The organism is Fictibacillus sp. BK138 (genome assembly GCF_004216955.1).
In the GTDB taxonomy this organism is placed as follows: Bacteria; Bacillota; Bacilli; order Bacillales; family Fictibacillaceae; genus Fictibacillus.
In genome coordinates this window covers 1-17641 of the sequence record NZ_SGXL01000008.1, presented here as the reverse complement: position 1 = coordinate 17641, position 17641 = coordinate 1, and the positions used below count along the sequence as shown (strand labels likewise).

Genomic DNA, 17641 nt, shown 5'->3' with positions numbered 1-17641 from the left:
TCCATAAAAGTGTTTGACTTGCTCTCATTTGTTACTGACGGAATTAATTCTTAATTCCTTACCTTTGCTTTTGTTCAGTTTTCAAAGAACTTGTTGTAAAACTCGTTTAATGCGCCGCTCGTTTTGGCGACTTTAATAATATATCACGCTTCACAAGCATGGTCAATAGCTATTTTGAAATTATTTTCGATTTTAATAAAAAAAGCCCAGAAGGCTTGTCTCCCAGCCTCTGGACCAATTAGTAGCAATACTTTTTATATTGAATCCTATCCTAAAATGAAGAACTCAATCGCGACTAGTGAAGCTAATCCCGGCAGACCTGCTATTCCTGATATTAGTGCTGTAAACATATTGATTGGTATGTGTATATCGTAGGAATTGCCGATCGCATTTAATAAGAAAAGAAGTAATGCTCCAATACAAAAACGTGTGATTCCAAATCCAAGCCATTTTAAAGGGCGCATTGGAGCACCGGCAAGCAAAAGAACAAAGATGATCGTTCCAAGTATCGCGATTACAGTAATAGGCTCCACTGATCAAACCTCCTATACATCCATCCAGTTTTATTTACTAGTCATTGTATGGGAGTTGTCCATAAAAAAGACCAGCAGTTATTTTAATCTGCTGGTCGTTACATTTCTTTTTTTAGCTTCTTTTAATAAGAAGAAGTATTTCGATTCTGCTAATTGAAGTTTAAAGATCACTTCTTCTGATGGTTCGACACTGCGTTCCACCATTTCTTTCTGATGCATCCATTCTATTTTCAATTCATCAAGACTTTGGAGCAACTGTTGATCTCCGGACCGCTTCAAGCGCCCTTTACGGGAAAAAAACATGTGCAAACCCCTTTAGTTAGATTTCTCTTCTGCCTTCAAGCGCTTTAGATAGCGTAACTTCATCCGCGTATTCTAAGTCCCCGCCAACTGGGAGTCCATGAGCGATACGGGTAATTTTAATACCTGTTGGTTTTAGAAGCCGTGCCATATACATAGCCGTTGCTTCTCCTTCAATATTTGGATCTGTCGCCATAATAATCTCCTGAACTCCTTCGTCTGTTAAACGTTTTAAGAGTTCAGCGATTTTAATGTCTTCCGGTCCGATACCGTCCATAGGGGAGATCGCTCCGTGAAGAACGTGATACAGACCACGGTATTCTTTCATTTTTTCCATTGCGATAACATCTTTAGAATCATGCACGACACAAATCGTCGAACGGTCTCTGCTCGAATCATCGCATATCATACAAGGATCACGGTCAGTAATATGAAAGCAATTGGAACAATAGATGAGCTGCCGTTTTGCATTGACCAGTGCACGGCCAAAGTCTAAAACGTCATCTTCTTTCATTTCCAATACGAAAAATGCCAGGCGAACCGCCGTTTTCGGTCCGATGCCCGGCAATTTCATAAAGCTTTCAATCAATTTTGATATAGGTTCAGGATAATGCATGAATAACTCCTAGAATAAACCAGGAATGTTCAGCCCTTTAGTGAATTTGCCCATGTCTTGTGAAACCATTTCGTCTACTTTCTTAAGCGCATCGTTCGTAGCCGCTAGCACAAGGTCTTGAAGCATTTCAATATCATCCGGGTCTACTACTTCCTCTTTAATCACAATATCAACGATCTCTTTGTGGCCGTTAGCTTTAACAGTAACCATTCCGCCGCCAGCTGTACCTTCGATTACTTTATCTTTTAATTCCTCTTGAGCTTTTGCCATATCACGCTGCATTTTTTGCATTTGTTTCATCATATTGTTCATGTTGCCTTTCATCTTAAAACTCCTCCTTATTCGTTCTCTTCTTCTTTTATCTCAATTAAATCATCGCCAACCAATTTGATGGCTTCTGTAATGAGAGGATCCTCTTTGGCTTCCTGCTCTTCAGAAGATGGTTGGCCTTGCTGTTGCTCTTTAATGAAGTCAGCTTTTAGTTTCTGCCATTCCGGATCCAAAATAGACAGCATGGACAGGTTCTTTCCTATTGTACTATAAACTGCCCCTTCAACATAGCTTCTGTTGTTATCTTGTGAAGCCATCTGCCTATGAATTTCATGCTGAAATGACAGCAGGAATAATTGATCAGAACATGCTACTGGTTCTGCTCCAGACAGCAGAGCATAGGCACTTACTTTTTCTGAGCGGATCTTATCTAAAATTTCGCCCCACATGCCTTTTAATTGTACGAGGTTTGGTTTTTTTGCTTTTTTCAGCATCTCTTTCACTTGACCATGTGAAGCTCCGCCTTGGGTACGAATCACTCTTTTTTCTTTAGGGGCATCCTGCTCGGAAGAACCAGGAGAGCCGCTTTGAGTCCATCCGCCCTGCTTCATCTTGGTCAATTCCTGCTCAAGCTGTTCGATTCTCTGTAAAAGAGGTTCAACTGAAGGATTCTCCGTTTGTACCGAACCACCTGCTTGTTTTTGATAGCATATCTTAATGAACGTAGTCTCTAGAAAAATTTTAGGGTGATTGGTCCATTTCATCTCTTGCTGAGCCTGGTTCAACTGGCTGATGATCAAATAGATACTCTCTGTCTCAGTAGATGAGGCCAAATGTTCGAACGACTCATCTGTTGAAACACGCTCCAATAGCTCTTCAAGCTGCGGCGCGGCTTTATACAGAAGCATGTCTCTGTAGTAATAGATCAAGTCTCCCAGGAAACGGACGGGATCTTTTCCTTCTTGTAAAAGATCTGATGATATGGTTAAAGCCTTTGATACATCTTTTTCTAAAAAAGCTTCTGCCATATCTGAAAGATGTTTTTGAGAAGCTGATCCAGTTACAGATAGCACATCCTCAACTCTTACCTTATCGTCACTGTACGAAATCGCCTGATCCAATAAGCTTAGCGCGTCACGCATCCCGCCTTCAGCAGCTCGAGCCAGCAGCTGCAGCGCTTCTTCTTCAACTTCCGTACCGTTTGCGTCGACGACCTTTTTCATCCGTCCGATGATAGACTGAGATGATATTCTCTTAAGATCAAAACGCTGGCATCTTGAAACGATGGTAGAAGGAATTTTGTGCGGCTCTGTTGTTGCCAAAATGAAAATAACATGACTTGGCGGTTCTTCCAGCGTTTTTAATAAAGCATTAAATGCTCCAGTGGATAACATATGTACTTCATCAATAATATAGACTTTGTACGTTACCGATGAAGGAGCAAACTTCACCTTGTCACGAATGTCACGGATATCATCAACGCCAGTATTGGACGCCGCATCGATTTCGAGCACATCAGAAATGGTTCCGTTCGTTATGCCTCTGCATGCATCACATTCATTGCAAGGTTCTGACACTGGAGCGCGCTCACAGTTAACGGCTTTTGCAATAATTTTGGCTATACTTGTTTTCCCCGTTCCTCGTGGTCCTGAAAACAGGTAGGCATGGGAAAGCTTGTCCTGCATCAAGGCGTTTTGAATCGTTTTCGTAATGTGTTCCTGCCCGACCACATCTTCAAAGCTTTGCGGTCTCCATACACGGTAGAGTGCCTGATAACTCATCCCTTTGCCTCCCTAAAATCACTTCATTCTTTCTTTATTATACTGAAACATTACAAAAAACTCACCCCTGAGACAAGGATGAGTTATTGTTTATATATTAGAATGCCGCGCACCTCTCTTTGGAATAGTCAACCTATGCGTACAGACGCAGTTAGCTCAGTCCAGGTTGCCCCACGGCACACGAAGTGGTCCACTTACTGCTGCTTCCTTCCGGACCTGACAGGGTTCATGGGTCTCCGTTGCGCAGGACCCGGACATCAACACCACTTACGTCCGTCGGCCATACGTTGAACTAACCGAGGAGAGGAATTCAACCTCGCTACAGCGGATTGCGAGTACAGGGCACCGCTACCTCCCCATCTAGCGCGACAAAGTGTATAACGTTGTTAGATGCACAATCAAATGTGCAAGATTTAGTATACTATGCCTGTCATTAAAAATCAACCGTACAAGCCTTAAAGCTCATTCTTTCGCTCTTCCTTTTCTTTCCTTTTGCGATCTCGGAGATTTTTAAAAAAGGTTGAAAGGATTTCTCGGCATGCTTCTTCTTTTACACCTGAAACAACTTCACATTGATGGTTGAAGCGGTCTTCTTGTAAAAGGTTCATCAATGTGCCCGCACAGCCCCCCTTTGGATCTTTAGCTCCGTACACGACTCTGTTCACTCTTGAGAGAACGATCGCACCAGCACACATAGCGCACGGTTCTAACGTTACATATAGAGTAGTACCCTCGAGTCTCCAAGCGCCTGTTTCTTTACAAGCTTCATCGATCGCTAGTAACTCAGCATGGGCGATTGCTCTATGTTCGACTTCGCGTAAATTATGAGCTCTTGAAATAACCTCATCATTTTTTACTAATACAGCACCGATCGGAACTTCACCAATATCAGCGGCTTTCTTTGCTTCTTTTAAAGCAAGTTCCATGAAATAATCATCTTTTTCTAAAGTCTCCATTATCGTCCCGCTCCAAAGTTTTAGTTGATAGAGATTATACAAGAGGTTTTGTAAATAATAAAGAAAGGAATCTGTTCAATAAGGTATTAATGGGAGTGCAAGAAGTGAGACTCCTAATGGTGCGAAGCGCCAAGGAGGCTCACCGCACACCCCGCGGAAAGCGAGCAGCCTGTAACGAAAATCAACTACCATAAAAAAACAAAGGAGAGGGACACCTATGCCGCAAAAAGAAAGCAAGATCCCTGTCGCCATGCTTATTATTGACGTAATTAATGACTTTAATTTTCCTGAAGCTCCTCTTTTATTAAAAACATCTGCTCCTATTGCAGAAAAAATAGCAAATCTAAAGAAACGGGCTAAAAAAGAAGGTATTCCTGTTATTTATGTAAATGACAATTTCGGACAATGGCAATCCGATAAACAAAAACTCGTCGAGTACTGTATGGAACAGGATGGCGGAGAGTTCGTAAAAAAGCTGCAGCCTGACGATGACGACTATTTTGTAATAAAACCAAAGCACTCTGGTTTCTTTTCAACGCCCTTATCAACTTTATTAAATGATCTCAACGTGCAAACTTTGATTCTGTGCGGCGTTGCAGGCAATATTTGCGTCCTCTTTACTGCAAATGACGCCTATATGCGCGGATTCGATGTGTATGCACCTTCTGATTGTTCTGCATCTAATATAGAAGAAGACAATGAGAGAGCATTAATATTAATGGAAACAACACTAGATGCCGATATAAGCCTTAGTGAAGATTTAGATTTACCCGCTATAATCGAGCAAGCTAATAAAAGCAAACAAAGAAAAATCTACTAAGATGTCCTGATTATCGATTAATTTTAGCGATAATCTATCCACCTTTTCCAAACGTATGCTACAATATTCTTTGTCTGTAATTTTTCGTTTTGTTAAAAGAAAGGGAGGAAAAGGAAGATGAGTTCAACCCCCTTTATCGCAGTTGAAGGGCCTATCGGCGTAGGGAAAACATCATTGGCAAAAGCCATTGCTGAGCACTTTAATTTTCAAATTTTAGAGGAAATTGTAGAAGAGAATCCTTTTCTCGGAAAATTTTACGACGACATCGATGAGTGGAGTTTTCAAACCGAGATGTTCTTTCTTTGCAACAGGTACAAACAGCTAGAAGATATTCAAAATCAATATCTAGCGAAACAAATACCTGTCGTTTCCGATTACCATATTTTTAAGAACAGAATTTTTGCCGGTCGAACGCTAAAAGACCGTCATTACAATAAATACATGCAGTGCTTTGATATCTTAACAGAAGATATGCCTGTTCCGAACATGATCATATACTTAAATGCGAGTCTTGATACTTTGTTAGAACGCGTTAGAAAGCGCGGTCGATTCGTTGAACAGAACATGGAACCTGCATACTTAGAACAGCTTGCTGCTGATTATGATACGTTCATGTCCGCCTTTAAAAGACAACACCCTGAGATTCCGGTGCTGAGTTTTAATGGAGACGATTTAGATTTTGTTGCGTATGAAACGGATAAAGAGAAGATTTTATCCTTAATAGAAGCAACTTTGAAAAAAGGAGAAGTTGCAAAATGAACAAGCTTATCCAATATGGCATTCCAAATGATGCTGTAATTACTGTAGCAGGAATGGTCGGTGCAGGGAAATCAACATTGACCAACGCTCTTGCTGACAAATTAAATTTCCGTACATCTATGGAAAAGGTCGACAACAATCCATACTTAGAAAATTTCTATCATGATTTTAAAAGATGGAGCTTTCATCTGCAGATTTTCTTTTTAGCTGAACGGTTTAAAGAACAAAAAAGAATGTTTGATTATGGCGGAGGATTCGTTCAAGATCGTTCCATCTATGAAGATACAGGAATTTTTGCCCGTATGCATTATGACAAAGGGAATATGTCCGAGGTAGACTATGATACATATACCCACCTTTTTGAAGCGATGGTAATGACACCTTATTTCCCTCAGCCGGATTGTTTGATTTATCTGGAAGGTTCTCTAGATGACATTCTAGCCCGTATTCAGAAGCGAGGACGTAAGATGGAGCAAGAGACACCAGTATCGTATTGGGAAGAAATGTACGATCGCTATGAAAAGTGGATCGCATCTTTTAATTCATGTCCGGTACTCCGTGTAAACATCAACGATTATGACCTTCGTGAAAACCCAGAATCAATCAACGATATCATAGGAAAAATTGCTCAAAAGATTGAAGCAAAACGCGAAGTTCGTTTATAAAGGCATAAGCCCCGTAAGTCAAAAAATTGACTCGGGGCTAATTTTTTTATATATGGTTTTTGACTTATTTTTTCATCCACTCAGGCTTACCGAAGCCTTTGAATTCTTTATCAATGACTTCTTCAAATTCTTTAGATTCCACTACTTCTTTAATATCCTTTGCAAAATCAGATTCAAGATCTTTCGTATTAACAACTACTCGATTTCGATACGTATCAGGCATATTTTCAAGCTGAAGGGCATCTAAGAGATCCATTTTTGCAGCGAGTGCAAAGTTTCCTGGTACCGCAGCAACATCCGCACTTTGTACCGCACGCGGAAGCTGGGCTGCCTCTAGCGGTTTAAAGTTTAAGTTTTTTGGATTGTCTTTAATATCTTTTTCGGACGCTGTCAGTTGATTAATGTTTTCTTTTATCGTAATAAGTCCAGCATCTTCTAGCATGATTAATGTACGGGCTAAGTTCACAGGATCATTCGGAATCGCAAGTGTGCTTCCTTCTTTTATCTCTTCTATCGATTTGAATTTATTCGAATACAATCCCATTGGAGCTGTAGGGACAACGACGACTTCAGAAAGTTTAAGATTCTTTTCTTTTGCGAAGTTCTCCATGTACACTTTATGCTGAAAAAGGTTTGCATCGAGATCGCCTTTAGAAAGCGCCAAATTTGGCTGGATATAATCGCTGAACTCAACGACCTTAACTTTATAGCCTTTTTTCTCTAAAGAAGGTTTTATCGCTTTATTCACCATATCAGTATAAGGGCCAGCTGTTGCACCAAGGGTAATTTCTTTTTCTTTTGATGCCCCTGATGTAGAAGAACAAGCAGCTAAAGCCAGGACAGCAATTGCAGTGAAGAGTGTGAGTATTATTTTTTTCATGTGTGGAATCCCCTTTTTTATCTTTTATTTACCGCTCGAGCCACTCCGTCACCAATGACCTGCATGAGCTGCACGATGACAATTAGCAGAACAACCGTAGTAAACATGATGGTGTTGTCATATCTGTAATAACCGAATCGAATCGCAAAATCACCGATTCCCCCGCCCCCTACAATACCTGCCATAGCAGAGTAGCCTAATAAGCTTATGGCTGTGACAGTAATCGCTTGAACAATACCTGGCTTCGCTTCAGGAAGCAGCACTTCACGGATGATCATCCACGGCGTTGCTCCTACCGCAACAGCCGCTTCAATCACACCTTTATCGATCTCCCTTAATGAGGTCTCAACTAAGCGTGCAAAGAATGGAATAGCGGCTACAGACAATGAAACTGAGGCTGCAGTTGGACCGATCGTCGTACCCGTGATCAGCTGCGTTAAAGGTAGCAAAGCAACGAGAAGGATGATAAAAGGTACGGAACGGATCAGATTTACTAAAATACCTGCAATTTGTTTGATCCAGACGTTTTCAAACAATAGCCCTTTGTCTGTCACAAACAATGCGACCCCTAATGGAAGACCTACGATCAGAGAAACACCCAATGAGATCGCGACCATATATATTGTCTCAAAAAAAGCTTTATTCAAATCTGGCAGTATGCTGTACAAAGAATCAAGCAACGTGTTTCACCACCTCTAAATTTTCGATTCGCTCTTTGATGTAAGCGATGGCCCGTTTAACTTCTGCTTCATCACCTATCAGTTCCATAATAAAAATCCCTAATGGCGTTTCCTGGATGTATTCAATTTTTCCGTGTAGTATATTTCCTTTTACTTTAAAGTTTTGGAAGAGTTCAGAGACGACTGCTTCTTCTGCTATCGCGCCTTTAAAATGAATTTTAATGACTACTCCTTTACGTCCCTTTAATAGCGGTTCCGGAAGGTTCATCTGTATGACACTGCTTATAAACGTTTTCGTTAGCTCTTTCTCCGGATGTGCAAATAAGTTATAAACATCACCTGTCTCGATGATTTCTCCATCCTGCATCACTGCCATCCTGTGACAAATCTCTTTAACGACTTCCATCTCATGTGTGATAAGAACAATTGTGATGCCAAGCTTCTTATTGATGGATTGAAGAAGTGAAAGAATAGCTTTTGTAGTATTTGGATCGAGTGCAGAAGTAGCTTCATCACAGAGCAAAACTTTTGGGTCGTTGGCTAGTGCACGTGCGATTCCAACCCGCTGCTTTTGTCCGCCGCTCAGCTGAGACGGATATTGATCCTTTTGATTTTCTAACCCTACCATCTGTAACAGCTCAAGAGTCTTATGATTAATTTCGTCTTTCTTCTTCCCGGCAGCTTTTAACGCAAATGCGATATTTTCATATACGGTTTTGGCACTAATCAAATAAAAATGCTGAAAGATCATTCCTATCTTTAGCCGTTCTCCTCGAAGTTCTTTTTTAGAAAGCTTCGTAATAGATACACCGTCGATTAAAATCTCGCCTGTTGTTGGTTTCTCTAATAAATTTAAGCACCGGAGGAGAGAGCTCTTACCTGCACCGCTGTAGCCAACAATTCCGAATATCTCACCTTTCTCTATCGTGAGTGAGACATTTTTAACCCCAATGATGTCTTTTCCTTTTGAGGCATATATTTTCGTTACATCACGCACTTCAATCATATTTCTGTCCTCCTTCAATATAAAAAGCCCTCTTCATTCAATGGAAGAGGGCGAATAGACATACATCGACTTATCTTCCAGAATGGATGAATCATTCTGCAGGAAGTGGCACCGTTCCATAATGGAGGTTGCCGGACGTCATTGGGCCTGATCCCTCAGTCTCTCTTAATAAGTGTTGATTATTTGATTAAGTTATAATTGACATATTACTACCTGTCGAAAAGTTCTGTCAATAAGATTTTTTACCGCTTTAAAGTGTTAGCGCTTACATCGTTTATAAGATAAGGAAAAATTATTTCACATTAAATTATGTTGGTATTGAACTTAGTTGATTCCGCTCCAGGCTGCTCGCTTTCCACGGGGCGTGCGGTGAGCCTCCTGCCGCTTTCTACCATGATGAAAATAGAAAAAAACAAAAGCAACAAATCCTTTAGAAAATGCCATCAATTAAAATAACAAAAAACCTCACCTGATAAAATCAGATGAGGTTGAATATGTATATGGAGGAGGTAGAGGGATTCGAACCCCCGCGGGTCGTTAAACCCCTGTCGGTTTTCAAGACCGATCCCTTCAGCCGGACTTGGGTATACCTCCGTGTGACTGACAAGAACTATAATAACATGTGAGTAAATATAGTGTCAACGTTATTTTATAAAAAAATATAAAAAAAGAGAGGATAAATTCCTCTCTTGTCATTTACTTAATTACTTCTTTATTGCCCATGTATGGACGAAGTACTTCTGGAATGATAACCGTTCCATCTTCTTGCTGATAGTTCTCTAAAATGGCTGCTACTGTTCTTCCGATCGCTAGACCAGATCCGTTTAGTGTATGAACAAGCTCAGGCTTGCCTTTCGCATCTCTGCGGAAACGAATTTGAGCACGGCGCGCTTGGAAATCTTCAAAGTTAGAGCAAGAAGAGATTTCGCGATATTCACCATAGCTTGGAAGGTATACTTCGATATCGTATTTTTTAGCAGCTGTAAATCCAAGGTCAGCCGTACACATGCTTAGTACACGATATGGAAGGTTTAGCAGCTGAAGTACTTTTTCAGCATGGCCTGTTAACTTTTCAAGCTCATCGTAAGAATCTTCCGGCTTAACAAAGCGTACAAGCTCAACTTTATTAAACTGATGCTGACGGATCAATCCTCGTGTGTCACGGCCAGCAGACCCTGCTTCAGAACGGAAGCACGCGCTGTATGCTGCATACGTGATTGGAAGCTCATCAGCCATTAAAATTTCTTCACGGTGCATATTTGTTACAGGTACCTCTGACGTTGGGATCAGGAAATAATCCTCTTCACGAATCTTAAACGCATCTTCTTCAAATTTAGGAAGCTGCCCAGTACCTGTCATGCTTTGACGATTTACCATGTATGGAGGAAGTACTTCTGTATAGCCATGTTCGTCTTCGTGAAGGTCCATCATGAAGTTGATCAATGCACGCTCTAAACGTGCCCCAAGTCCTTTGTAGAAAGCAAATCGGCTTCCTGTAACCTTCGCTCCTCGTTCAAAATCAACAATGTTTAAGTCAGTTGCGATATCCCAGTGAGCTTTTGCCTCAAAAGAAAACTCTGGTACCTCACCCCAGTGGCGAACAGGTACGTTGTCATCTTCTGTTTCTCCAACAGGTACACTTTCATGCGGTATGTTAGGCAGTGTAAGCATGATTCCGTGAAGATCTTCTTCTACCTGACGAAGTTCATCATCAATCGTCTTAATCTTATCTCCTACTTCACGCATCTCGGCAATCAGATGGTCAGCGTCTTTTTTCTCACGCTTGAATTCTGCTACCTGTTTAGATACCTCATTACGCTTAGATTTTAATGCTTCAGTTTCACCGATCAATTCTCGGCGGCGCTGATCAAGCGCTTCAAACTGATCCAAACCAGAAAGGTCTTCTCCTCTAGCAGACAATTTTTGTTTCACTTCTTCAAAATTAGCACGTACAAATTTCAAATCCAACATACTTATTTCCTCCTTTATTCGTAATAAAAAATCAAAAAACTCCCGCCCCTGCTCCTAATGATCACATTAGAAACAGGGACGAGAGTTAACCCGCGTTGCCACCCTGATTGCAATAGAACTATGCCTACTGCCGGCTCAATTAAATGTAACGGTTCTTCACCGGAAAAGCATACTTAAGTTTCAGCTTTTCACTCGAGGATGGATTCACAAAACGCTTTGGTCGGTTTTCACCAGCCACCGACTCTCTTCACAAAGTCATTTTTGCTACTAGTTCCTGTCATTGATTTTTTATGATGATTTTATAGTAATGTACAGCATTTTTCTATTTTATGCAACTACTTCTTTGTTTGCTTGTACCATTTTCACAAAAAATTGATGCAAACGGTAGTCGTCCGTCAATTCCGGATGGAAAGCTGCACATAAGAAATGGCCTTGTTTAGCTGCAACGATTCGGTCGTTATGCTTTGAAAGAATTTCAACTTCAGGACCAACTTCTACGATGAATGGCGCTCGGATAAATACACCCGTAAAATCTTCACCGACTCCGTGAATCATAAGATCAGCTTCAAAGCTATCAACTTGGCGGCCAAACGCGTTGCGTTCAACGGTCATGTCGATCAGCTCCAAATGAGCGGTATCCTGACCTTGAATTCTTTTTGCCATTAAGATTAATCCTGCACAAGTACCAAAAACAGGTTTGTTCGTTGCAAATTCCTTCAATGGTTCAAGAAATTGATATTTATCGATCAAACGTCTCATCGCTGTACTTTCGCCGCCTGGCATTACCAGGCCATCCAGATCTTCAAGCTCTTCCACACGTTTTACTGCTACAGCTTGAGCTCCAGAAGCTTCTATTGCTTTAACATGCTCCTGTACTGCTCCTTGTAAAGCAAGAACTCCGATTTTCAGCATGTAATTACCAGCCTCGCTCCTGCATGCGCTCACCTTGAGCCAGTGTGGAAATTTCGATACCCTTCATAGGCGTGCCTAGACCTTTAGACAGTTCAGCGATTAGTTTGTAATCTTGATAGTGTGTTGTTGCTTCAACGATCGCGCGAGCAAATTTTTCTGGGTTCTCAGACTTGAAGATTCCAGATCCTACGAATACACCGTCTGCACCAAGCTGCATCATAAGTGCTGCATCTGCAGGTGTAGCGATACCGCCTGCTGCAAAGTTAACTACAGGAAGCTTTCCGGCTTTTTTGATTTGAAGAAGAACTTCAAATGGAGCACCTAAGTTCTTTGCTTCAGTCATAAGCTCGTCCTCGCTCATAGCTACAACTTTGCGAATTTGTCCTTGGATCATTCTCATGTGACGAACGGCTTCAACGATGTTTCCTGTTCCAGGCTCACCTTTTGTACGAAGCATTGATGCACCTTCACCGATACGGCGTGATGCTTCTCCAAGATCACGTGCACCGCATACGAAAGGAACAGTATAATCACTCTTCAACAAATGGAAAACTTCATCTGCAGGAGTTAACACTTCACTCTCGTCGATATAGTCAACACCCATAGCTTCAAGCACGCGTGCTTCAACAATATGTCCGATACGCGCCTTTGCCATCACGGGAATAGATACAGCATTCAAAACTTCTTCTACGATTGTAGGATCAGCCATACGGGCTACCCCGCCAGCTGCACGAATATCTGAAGGCACACGTTCTAATGCCATTACTGCTACTGCCCCAGCTTCTTCAGCGATACGAGCTTGCTCCGCGTTAATAACGTCCATAATGACGCCGCCTTTTTGCATTTCTGCCATTCCTCGTTTTACACGTTCAGTACCTGTTTTTAACATGCTACACTACCCCCTGATTATATGTGGTATTACCGATTTGCACGGTTCTTTTAAAATAAAACTAGTATCCTCATCTATTTTATCGTAATTCATAAAAAGCGCAAGACTCTCTATTTTCAGAAATAATCCTGTTTTCTTATAGTTAGAGGTAGGCACACACGCTGCACTTCAATCATCTGCGTATAGAAAAAAGCTCTTCAGCATACGCTAATGAGCTTTGAAAATATTATCAAATTAAAACAAACCTTTAATCATGTCCACTGTCCCGGACCAGATTCCGCCAAAGAAGCTTCCTACACCTCTTAATGCAAGAACGAACCAATTTGCTTTTTCAACAGATTTTGTCGTAACAACTTCTGTTTTTCCTTTTGTATCTCCATCAAGCAGGTAACCGTAATCTTCGCCTTTACCTTTATACTCGATTTTGATATGCCCAACCGTTTCTCCCTTTTTAAAAGGAGCCGTCAGTTCGCCGTCTTTCGTTAGTTTCTTCTTATCCACTACGAATTTCGGCTTATAGTTTTCTTTTTCTCCTCTTTTAATAACCATTGAAAGAGGTTCTTTTGTTGCGATCTTCACTTCTTTTTCTTTACCTTTTACTACAGGTATCGTTTTGTTGCCTTTAACTTGGTAGTTATCAGGCAAGATGTTTTCTTTTTCAAAATTAGCAAATCCAAAATCAAACAGTTTTTTCGTTTCTTTAAATCGAGCTAAACGGCTGTCTGTTTTCATCACAACTGAAATTAGTCGTGTATCGCCTTGTTTGATCGTTCCAGTAAAACAGTTACCAGCAAGGTCTGTAGAACCGGTCTTAAGTCCGTCTACCCCTTTATAACCGCTGTTAAGTTCAGGCAGCATCCAGTTCCAGTTTTCCATTTGAATCTCGTCATCTGAACCTTCACGGAATTTCATACGTGGAATGCTTGCTGTTTCTAATACTTCCGGATGATCTTGAAGTAGTCTGAAAGCAAGAATAGCGGTTGCACGAGCACTCATCATGTTTTCATCTGTTTCGGATCCACTCGAATGGTTACCGAACAAATCTTTGTTGTTAAGACCTGTAGAGTTAACAAAATTATAATCTTTCATGCCAAATTCTTTGGCTTTGGCATTCATTTTTTTAACAAATTCACCTTCAGAACCAGCTAAGAGTTCAGCTAATGCAATCGTTGAACCATTTGCTGAATAAATCGCCATGGATTGATACAATTCACGAACTGTATATTTTTCATCTACTCGTAACGGTACATTTGATAATGAACGGTTTTGAGAAATCTTATGTGCATATTCAGAAATACTTGTTTTCTGATCCCATGAAATCTTGTCTTTATTAATTGCTTCAAGCAATAAGTATTCAGTCATCATCTTACTCATACTTGCAGGGGCAAGTAATGTATCAGCATTTTTCTGATATAATATTTTTCCTGTTTCTGCATCTACAAGAATAGCACCTTCAGCTTTAATATCTAAAGACGGCGCTGCACTTGCTGTTTGAGAAAAACTAAATAAACTTCCAACTACAAATGAAAATACTAGCGTCAACGCTAATAGTTGTTTTATCTTGCTGTTCAAAAAACTGCACCTCCATACCCATTTACACACAAAAATTATTGTAACATACACCTTTTCAAAAAAATAGACAGAGGTTAAACCTCTGTCCTAAAATGTGCCTTTAGACCGAATAATTTGGTGCTTCTTTCGTTATTTGAACTTGATGTGGATGACTCTCGCGAAGTCCAGCCCCCGTAATTTTTACAAAACGGGAATCATTTTGAAGTTCATCAATTGTTGCCGTACCGCAATAACCCATTCCTGAACGGATGCCCCCAATAAGCTGATATACGGTATCAGCAAGAGGTCCTTTATACGGCACGCGTCCCTCGATGCCTTCTGGGACAAGCTTTTTATTATTTTCCTGGAAATATCGATCGCTGCTGCCGCGCTCCATTGCGCCGACAGAGCCCATTCCGCGATAAACCTTAAACTGGCGCCCTTGGAAGATTTCACGCTCTCCTGGACTCTCTGATACCCCAGCAAGCATGCTCCCAAGCATTACTGCATGTCCACCAGAAGCTAATGCTTTAACGATATCTCCTGAATATTTGATGCCGCCATCAGCGATGATCGGTACACCATATTTTTTTGCTTCAGTAGCACAATCGTATACCGCTGTAACTTGTGGTACCCCTACACCTGCAACAACACGTGTCGTACAGATTGATCCTGGACCGATTCCTACTTTTACAACGCTTGCCCCTGCCTCGATAAGGTCACGTGTGGCTTCTGCCGTTGCTACGTTTCCTGCAATGATGGTTAAGTCCGGATAAGCAGCTCTTACTTCAGCTACTTTTTGCAAAACACCTTCTGAATGTCCGTGCGCTGTATCAATAACGATTGCATCTACACCTGCTTCAACAAGTTTCTCAACACGCAGAAGTGCATCCTTTGTAACTCCGACTGCAGCACCTACCAAGAGGCGTCCTTGAGAATCTTTTGCTGAGTTAGGAAATTCGATAACTTTTTCAATATCCTTAATCGTGATCAAACCTTGAAGCGTGCCATCTTCATCAACTAAAGGAAGTTTTTCAATTTTATATTGTTGAAGCGTTTTTTCTGCTTCTTTTAAAGTAGTACCTACAGGAGCTGTTACTAAGTTCTCCTTCGTCATTACATCTGAGATCTTAATGGAATAATCCTGAACGAAACGTAAATCACGGTTAGTAAGTATACCTACCAGCTTTTTATCAGCATCTACAATGGGCACACCGCTAATACGGTACTTACCCATCAAGTGCTCAGCGTCAAAAACTTGGTGTTCTGGCGTTAAATAAAATGGATTTGTGATTACACCGCTCTCAGAACGTTTAACACGGTCAACTTGTTCAGCTTGTTCTTCAATCGACATATTCTTATGAATAATCCCTAAGCCGCCTTGACGCGCCATAGCAATCGCCATGTTTGATTCAGTTACAGTATCCATCCCAGCACTTATAATCGGAATATTTAATTGTACAGATTCAGATAACCTGGTTTTAATGGAAACCTCATTAGGAAGAACTGAAGATTTCGCAGGAATTAATAACACATCATCAAACGTTAATCCTTCTTTAGCAAATTTATCTTGCCACATGCCGAACCCACCCCTTCAAATTTTTGATCCAGAAAAATATTATTTGTAGATTATCAACTGGGTAAACTAGTGTCAAGGAATACTAGATATGTTCGATTTTTCAAATAATTTAAAAGACAGGAGGAAAATAACCCGTGGTCATGAAGCAAGATGTTTGGTCTTTGTTTGATATGTTCTTTTCCTCTCAAAAAACACAGCAATTTCTAGCAAATCAATATGAAAAATTAAATTTGCAGGATAGCAATGGAAAAAGTTTTGATAATACTTATGGATTTATTTACTATATCGAACACGGAAAAAAATACTATAAGCTGGCGGATCAAGCTCCTGCAGAACTTAAACCGGTTCTTCTCTTTTATGGAATGACACAGTTGATGAAGGCTTGTATATTATGCAAGGACCCTGACTATCCAGACTCGAGTTCTGTTTTGGCTCATGGATTATCTACAAGAAAGAGAAAAAAACGGAGCTATGAATTTTTAAATGATGAAGTAAAAGTTCAAAAAACGGGATTGTTTAATCATTTTTGCGAAAAAATGTTTCACATGAAACACATAGAAGGCGAAAAGTTTATGATGAATCATTTATTAAGCACATTGCCAGAACTAGCACCTTTGTACAGACAAATGACTGGTGCATTTTATCAGATCAGAATGAACAAAGAGTCCAACGACTCCTTTATATTATCCTGTGAAGCTGCTGACTTGCTGCACATGTCGGTGGATCGTTTTAAGGAATACATAAATAGTATGTTTTCCTCAAAAATAAAAATGGAACTAAGAGATGAAAATAATTATCAAATTTTATTAATTGACCAACTCCATCCATTCGATTGTTTTCCTCTACATTACCACTTTGCAGAAGATACATATTACTTTCCGGTTGATCGTGATTTGCTGCAGATGCCTGTACTCAATGAATTGATGGTTCATTATGTTCTTCTCTATAACTTAAGTATGATTAGCCGCTATGATACGGAATGGTGGAGTGAACTGTTCCACACATATACTTCACTTGAGCTGCCTTTTATTAATCAATTCCTAAACGTAACTGCTCAAAAAATTCCTTATCTCTTTGGCCAATTACTCCATAACATGGATATACCTTAAAAATGAAAAGAAGAAACCAGCCAGTGCAGCTTATGCCTGGTTGGTCTTTTGGGAAGACTTAAATTTTCGTGTGATATAAAGGCTCATAAAAAAATTTGAAGGATCATAAATCTTGCTGAAGACTCATAAATGGAGTTTTATCTGTAAATGAAGCTGCTGGATGCTTTAAAATTCCTTGATTCGTTCTTTTTTATACAAAAAAAGAAGATGGATCTTCATCCATCTTCCTGATTGCCTAGCGACGTCCTACTCTCATGTCTGCTAGTTGATTTTTTACGGTACGTGTTCTTTTATTTGTTACACGTTCGCTCAAGAGTACCCTTTCTTCGCTCAAAAACTTCAAGTTACGCTCAGAATTGTCGTT

18 protein-coding genes, 1 tRNA gene, 1 other RNA gene, 1 riboswitch and 1 other annotated feature are annotated in these 17641 nt (G+C 40.4%); of the genes, 4 read left to right on the top strand and 16 right to left on the bottom strand.

Annotation, left to right across the window (positions count from 1 at the left end):
* Nucleotides 1–266: 266 nt before the first annotated feature.
* The 7 genes from EV282_RS20030 to tadA form a co-directional block, all read right to left on the bottom strand.
* Complete coding sequence (locus tag EV282_RS20030; RefSeq protein ID WP_130297582.1) at nucleotides 267–533, bottom strand: pro-sigmaK processing inhibitor BofA family protein; 267 nt, start codon at nucleotides 531–533, stop codon at nucleotides 267–269.
* A 78-nt stretch (nucleotides 534–611) separates the two neighbouring features.
* Nucleotides 612–836 (bottom strand): YaaL family protein, encoded by a 225-nt coding sequence (locus EV282_RS20025; protein ID WP_066285359.1) that lies wholly within the window; start codon nucleotides 834–836, stop codon nucleotides 612–614.
* Nucleotides 837–852: 16 nt separating this feature from the next.
* Nucleotides 853–1449: a recombination mediator RecR gene (recR, locus tag EV282_RS20020; protein ID WP_077365802.1), complete on the bottom strand. Its 597-nt coding sequence runs from the start codon at nucleotides 1447–1449 to the stop codon at nucleotides 853–855.
* 9 nt (nucleotides 1450–1458) lie between these two features.
* Nucleotides 1459–1773: a YbaB/EbfC family nucleoid-associated protein gene (locus EV282_RS20015; protein WP_066285355.1), complete on the bottom strand. Its 315-nt coding sequence runs from the start codon at nucleotides 1771–1773 to the stop codon at nucleotides 1459–1461.
* A gap of 14 nt (nucleotides 1774–1787) precedes the next feature.
* Nucleotides 1788–3500 carry a DNA polymerase III subunit gamma/tau gene (gene dnaX / locus EV282_RS20010; protein ID WP_130297581.1) on the bottom strand — a complete coding sequence of 571 codons (1713 nt, stop codon included), beginning with the start codon at nucleotides 3498–3500 and terminating at the stop codon, nucleotides 1788–1790.
* Nucleotides 3501–3605: 105 nt separating this feature from the next.
* Nucleotides 3606–3869, bottom strand: an RNA gene (ffs, locus tag EV282_RS20005) — signal recognition particle sRNA large type.
* 86 nt (nucleotides 3870–3955) lie between these two features.
* Nucleotides 3956–4456 (bottom strand): tRNA adenosine(34) deaminase TadA, encoded by a 501-nt coding sequence (gene tadA, locus EV282_RS20000; RefSeq protein ID WP_130297580.1) that lies wholly within the window; start codon nucleotides 4454–4456, stop codon nucleotides 3956–3958.
* A 217-nt stretch (nucleotides 4457–4673) separates the two neighbouring features.
* Here tadA and EV282_RS19995 point away from each other — a divergent pair, with 217 nt between their 5' ends.
* The 3 genes from EV282_RS19995 (at nucleotide 4674) to EV282_RS19985 (ending at nucleotide 6700) form a co-directional block, all read left to right on the top strand.
* On the top strand, nucleotides 4674–5276 hold the full coding sequence (locus EV282_RS19995; protein ID WP_130297579.1) for a cysteine hydrolase family protein: 603 nt from the start codon (nucleotides 4674–4676) through the stop codon (nucleotides 5274–5276).
* Nucleotides 5277–5393: 117 nt separating this feature from the next.
* Nucleotides 5394–6035 (top strand): deoxynucleoside kinase, encoded by a 642-nt coding sequence (locus tag EV282_RS19990; RefSeq protein WP_130297578.1) that lies wholly within the window; start codon nucleotides 5394–5396, stop codon nucleotides 6033–6035.
* Complete coding sequence (locus EV282_RS19985; RefSeq protein ID WP_130297577.1) at nucleotides 6032–6700, top strand: deoxynucleoside kinase; 669 nt, start codon at nucleotides 6032–6034, stop codon at nucleotides 6698–6700. Before EV282_RS19990 ends, EV282_RS19985 begins: the two co-directional genes overlap by 4 nt.
* A 64-nt stretch (nucleotides 6701–6764) precedes the next feature.
* Here the strand turns inward: EV282_RS19985 and EV282_RS19980 are convergent, their stop codons facing one another.
* The 9 genes from EV282_RS19980 to guaB all read right to left on the bottom strand — a co-directional run bounded on the left by EV282_RS19980 (nucleotide 6765) and on the right by guaB (nucleotide 16168).
* A complete protein-coding gene (locus EV282_RS19980) occupies nucleotides 6765–7580 on the bottom strand; it encodes a MetQ/NlpA family ABC transporter substrate-binding protein (protein WP_130297576.1) in 816 nt (271 codons plus the stop codon).
* Nucleotides 7581–7597: 17 nt separating this feature from the next.
* Nucleotides 7598–8260, bottom strand: coding sequence for a methionine ABC transporter permease (locus EV282_RS19975; RefSeq protein ID WP_278043795.1), 663 nt, complete (start codon nucleotides 8258–8260; stop codon nucleotides 7598–7600).
* Nucleotides 8253–9266, bottom strand: a complete 1014-nt coding sequence (locus EV282_RS19970; protein ID WP_130297575.1) for a methionine ABC transporter ATP-binding protein — start codon at nucleotides 9264–9266, stop codon at nucleotides 8253–8255. Before EV282_RS19970 ends, EV282_RS19975 begins: the two co-directional genes overlap by 8 nt.
* 67 nt (nucleotides 9267–9333) lie before the next feature.
* Nucleotides 9334–9441, bottom strand: a riboswitch (SAM riboswitch).
* 326 nt (nucleotides 9442–9767) lie between these two features.
* Nucleotides 9768–9860: transfer RNA gene (locus EV282_RS19965), tRNA-Ser, on the bottom strand.
* A gap of 102 nt (nucleotides 9861–9962) precedes the next feature.
* Complete coding sequence (gene serS / locus EV282_RS19960) at nucleotides 9963–11237, bottom strand: serine--tRNA ligase (RefSeq protein ID WP_130297574.1); 1275 nt, start codon at nucleotides 11235–11237, stop codon at nucleotides 9963–9965.
* Nucleotides 11238–11308: 71 nt separating this feature from the next.
* Nucleotides 11309–11527: a binding site (T-box leader), on the bottom strand.
* Nucleotides 11528–11564: 37 nt separating this feature from the next.
* Nucleotides 11565–12149 carry a pyridoxal 5'-phosphate synthase glutaminase subunit PdxT gene (gene pdxT / locus EV282_RS19955; protein WP_130297573.1) on the bottom strand — a complete coding sequence of 195 codons (585 nt, stop codon included), beginning with the start codon at nucleotides 12147–12149 and terminating at the stop codon, nucleotides 11565–11567.
* Nucleotides 12150–12153: 4 nt separating this feature from the next.
* Nucleotides 12154–13038 carry a pyridoxal 5'-phosphate synthase lyase subunit PdxS gene (gene pdxS, locus EV282_RS19950; RefSeq protein WP_066285337.1) on the bottom strand — a complete coding sequence of 295 codons (885 nt, stop codon included), beginning with the start codon at nucleotides 13036–13038 and terminating at the stop codon, nucleotides 12154–12156.
* 234 nt (nucleotides 13039–13272) lie between these two features.
* Nucleotides 13273–14610 carry a D-alanyl-D-alanine carboxypeptidase family protein gene (locus EV282_RS19945; RefSeq protein ID WP_130297572.1) on the bottom strand — a complete coding sequence of 446 codons (1338 nt, stop codon included), beginning with the start codon at nucleotides 14608–14610 and terminating at the stop codon, nucleotides 13273–13275.
* Nucleotides 14611–14710: 100 nt separating this feature from the next.
* A complete protein-coding gene (guaB, locus tag EV282_RS19940; RefSeq protein WP_130297571.1) occupies nucleotides 14711–16168 on the bottom strand; it encodes an IMP dehydrogenase in 1458 nt (485 codons plus the stop codon).
* A 140-nt stretch (nucleotides 16169–16308) separates the two neighbouring features.
* Here guaB and EV282_RS19935 point away from each other — a divergent pair, with 140 nt between their 5' ends.
* Entirely contained in the window at nucleotides 16309–17277 is a 969-nt protein-coding gene (locus EV282_RS19935) for a YaaC family protein (protein WP_130297583.1), read from the top strand.
* The last annotated feature ends 364 nt before the right edge of the window (nucleotides 17278–17641 follow it).

Bases quoted from the DNA above. Each gene is read 5' to 3' on its own strand.
- EV282_RS20025 (WP_066285359.1), bottom strand. From the start codon at position 836: ATGTTTTTTTCCCGTAAAGGGCGCTTGAAGCGGTCCGGAGATCAACAG.
- recR (WP_077365802.1), bottom strand. From the start codon at position 1,449: ATGCATTATCCTGAACCTATATCAAAATTGATTGAAAGCTTTATGAAA.
- EV282_RS20015 (WP_066285355.1), bottom strand. From the start codon at position 1,773: ATGAAAGGCAACATGAACAATATGATGAAACAAATGCAAAAAATGCAG.
- dnaX (WP_130297581.1), bottom strand. From the start codon at position 3,500: ATGAGTTATCAGGCACTCTACCGTGTATGGAGACCGCAAAGCTTTGAA.
- tadA (WP_130297580.1), bottom strand. From the start codon at position 4,456: ATGGAGACTTTAGAAAAAGATGATTATTTCATGGAACTTGCTTTAAAA.
- EV282_RS19995 (WP_130297579.1), top strand. From the start codon at position 4,674: ATGCCGCAAAAAGAAAGCAAGATCCCTGTCGCCATGCTTATTATTGAC.
- EV282_RS19990 (WP_130297578.1), top strand. From the start codon at position 5,394: ATGAGTTCAACCCCCTTTATCGCAGTTGAAGGGCCTATCGGCGTAGGG.
- EV282_RS19985 (WP_130297577.1), top strand. From the start codon at position 6,032: ATGAACAAGCTTATCCAATATGGCATTCCAAATGATGCTGTAATTACT.
- EV282_RS19980 (WP_130297576.1), bottom strand. From the start codon at position 7,580: ATGAAAAAAATAATACTCACACTCTTCACTGCAATTGCTGTCCTGGCT.
- EV282_RS19970 (WP_130297575.1), bottom strand. From the start codon at position 9,266: ATGATTGAAGTGCGTGATGTAACGAAAATATATGCCTCAAAAGGAAAA.
- serS (WP_130297574.1), bottom strand. From the start codon at position 11,237: ATGTTGGATTTGAAATTTGTACGTGCTAATTTTGAAGAAGTGAAACAA.
- pdxT (WP_130297573.1), bottom strand. From the start codon at position 12,149: ATGCTGAAAATCGGAGTTCTTGCTTTACAAGGAGCAGTACAGGAGCAT.
- pdxS (WP_066285337.1), bottom strand. From the start codon at position 13,038: ATGTTAAAAACAGGTACTGAACGTGTAAAACGAGGAATGGCAGAAATG.
- guaB (WP_130297571.1), bottom strand. From the start codon at position 16,168: ATGTGGCAAGATAAATTTGCTAAAGAAGGATTAACGTTTGATGATGTG.
- EV282_RS19935 (WP_130297583.1), top strand. From the start codon at position 16,309: ATGAAGCAAGATGTTTGGTCTTTGTTTGATATGTTCTTTTCCTCTCAA.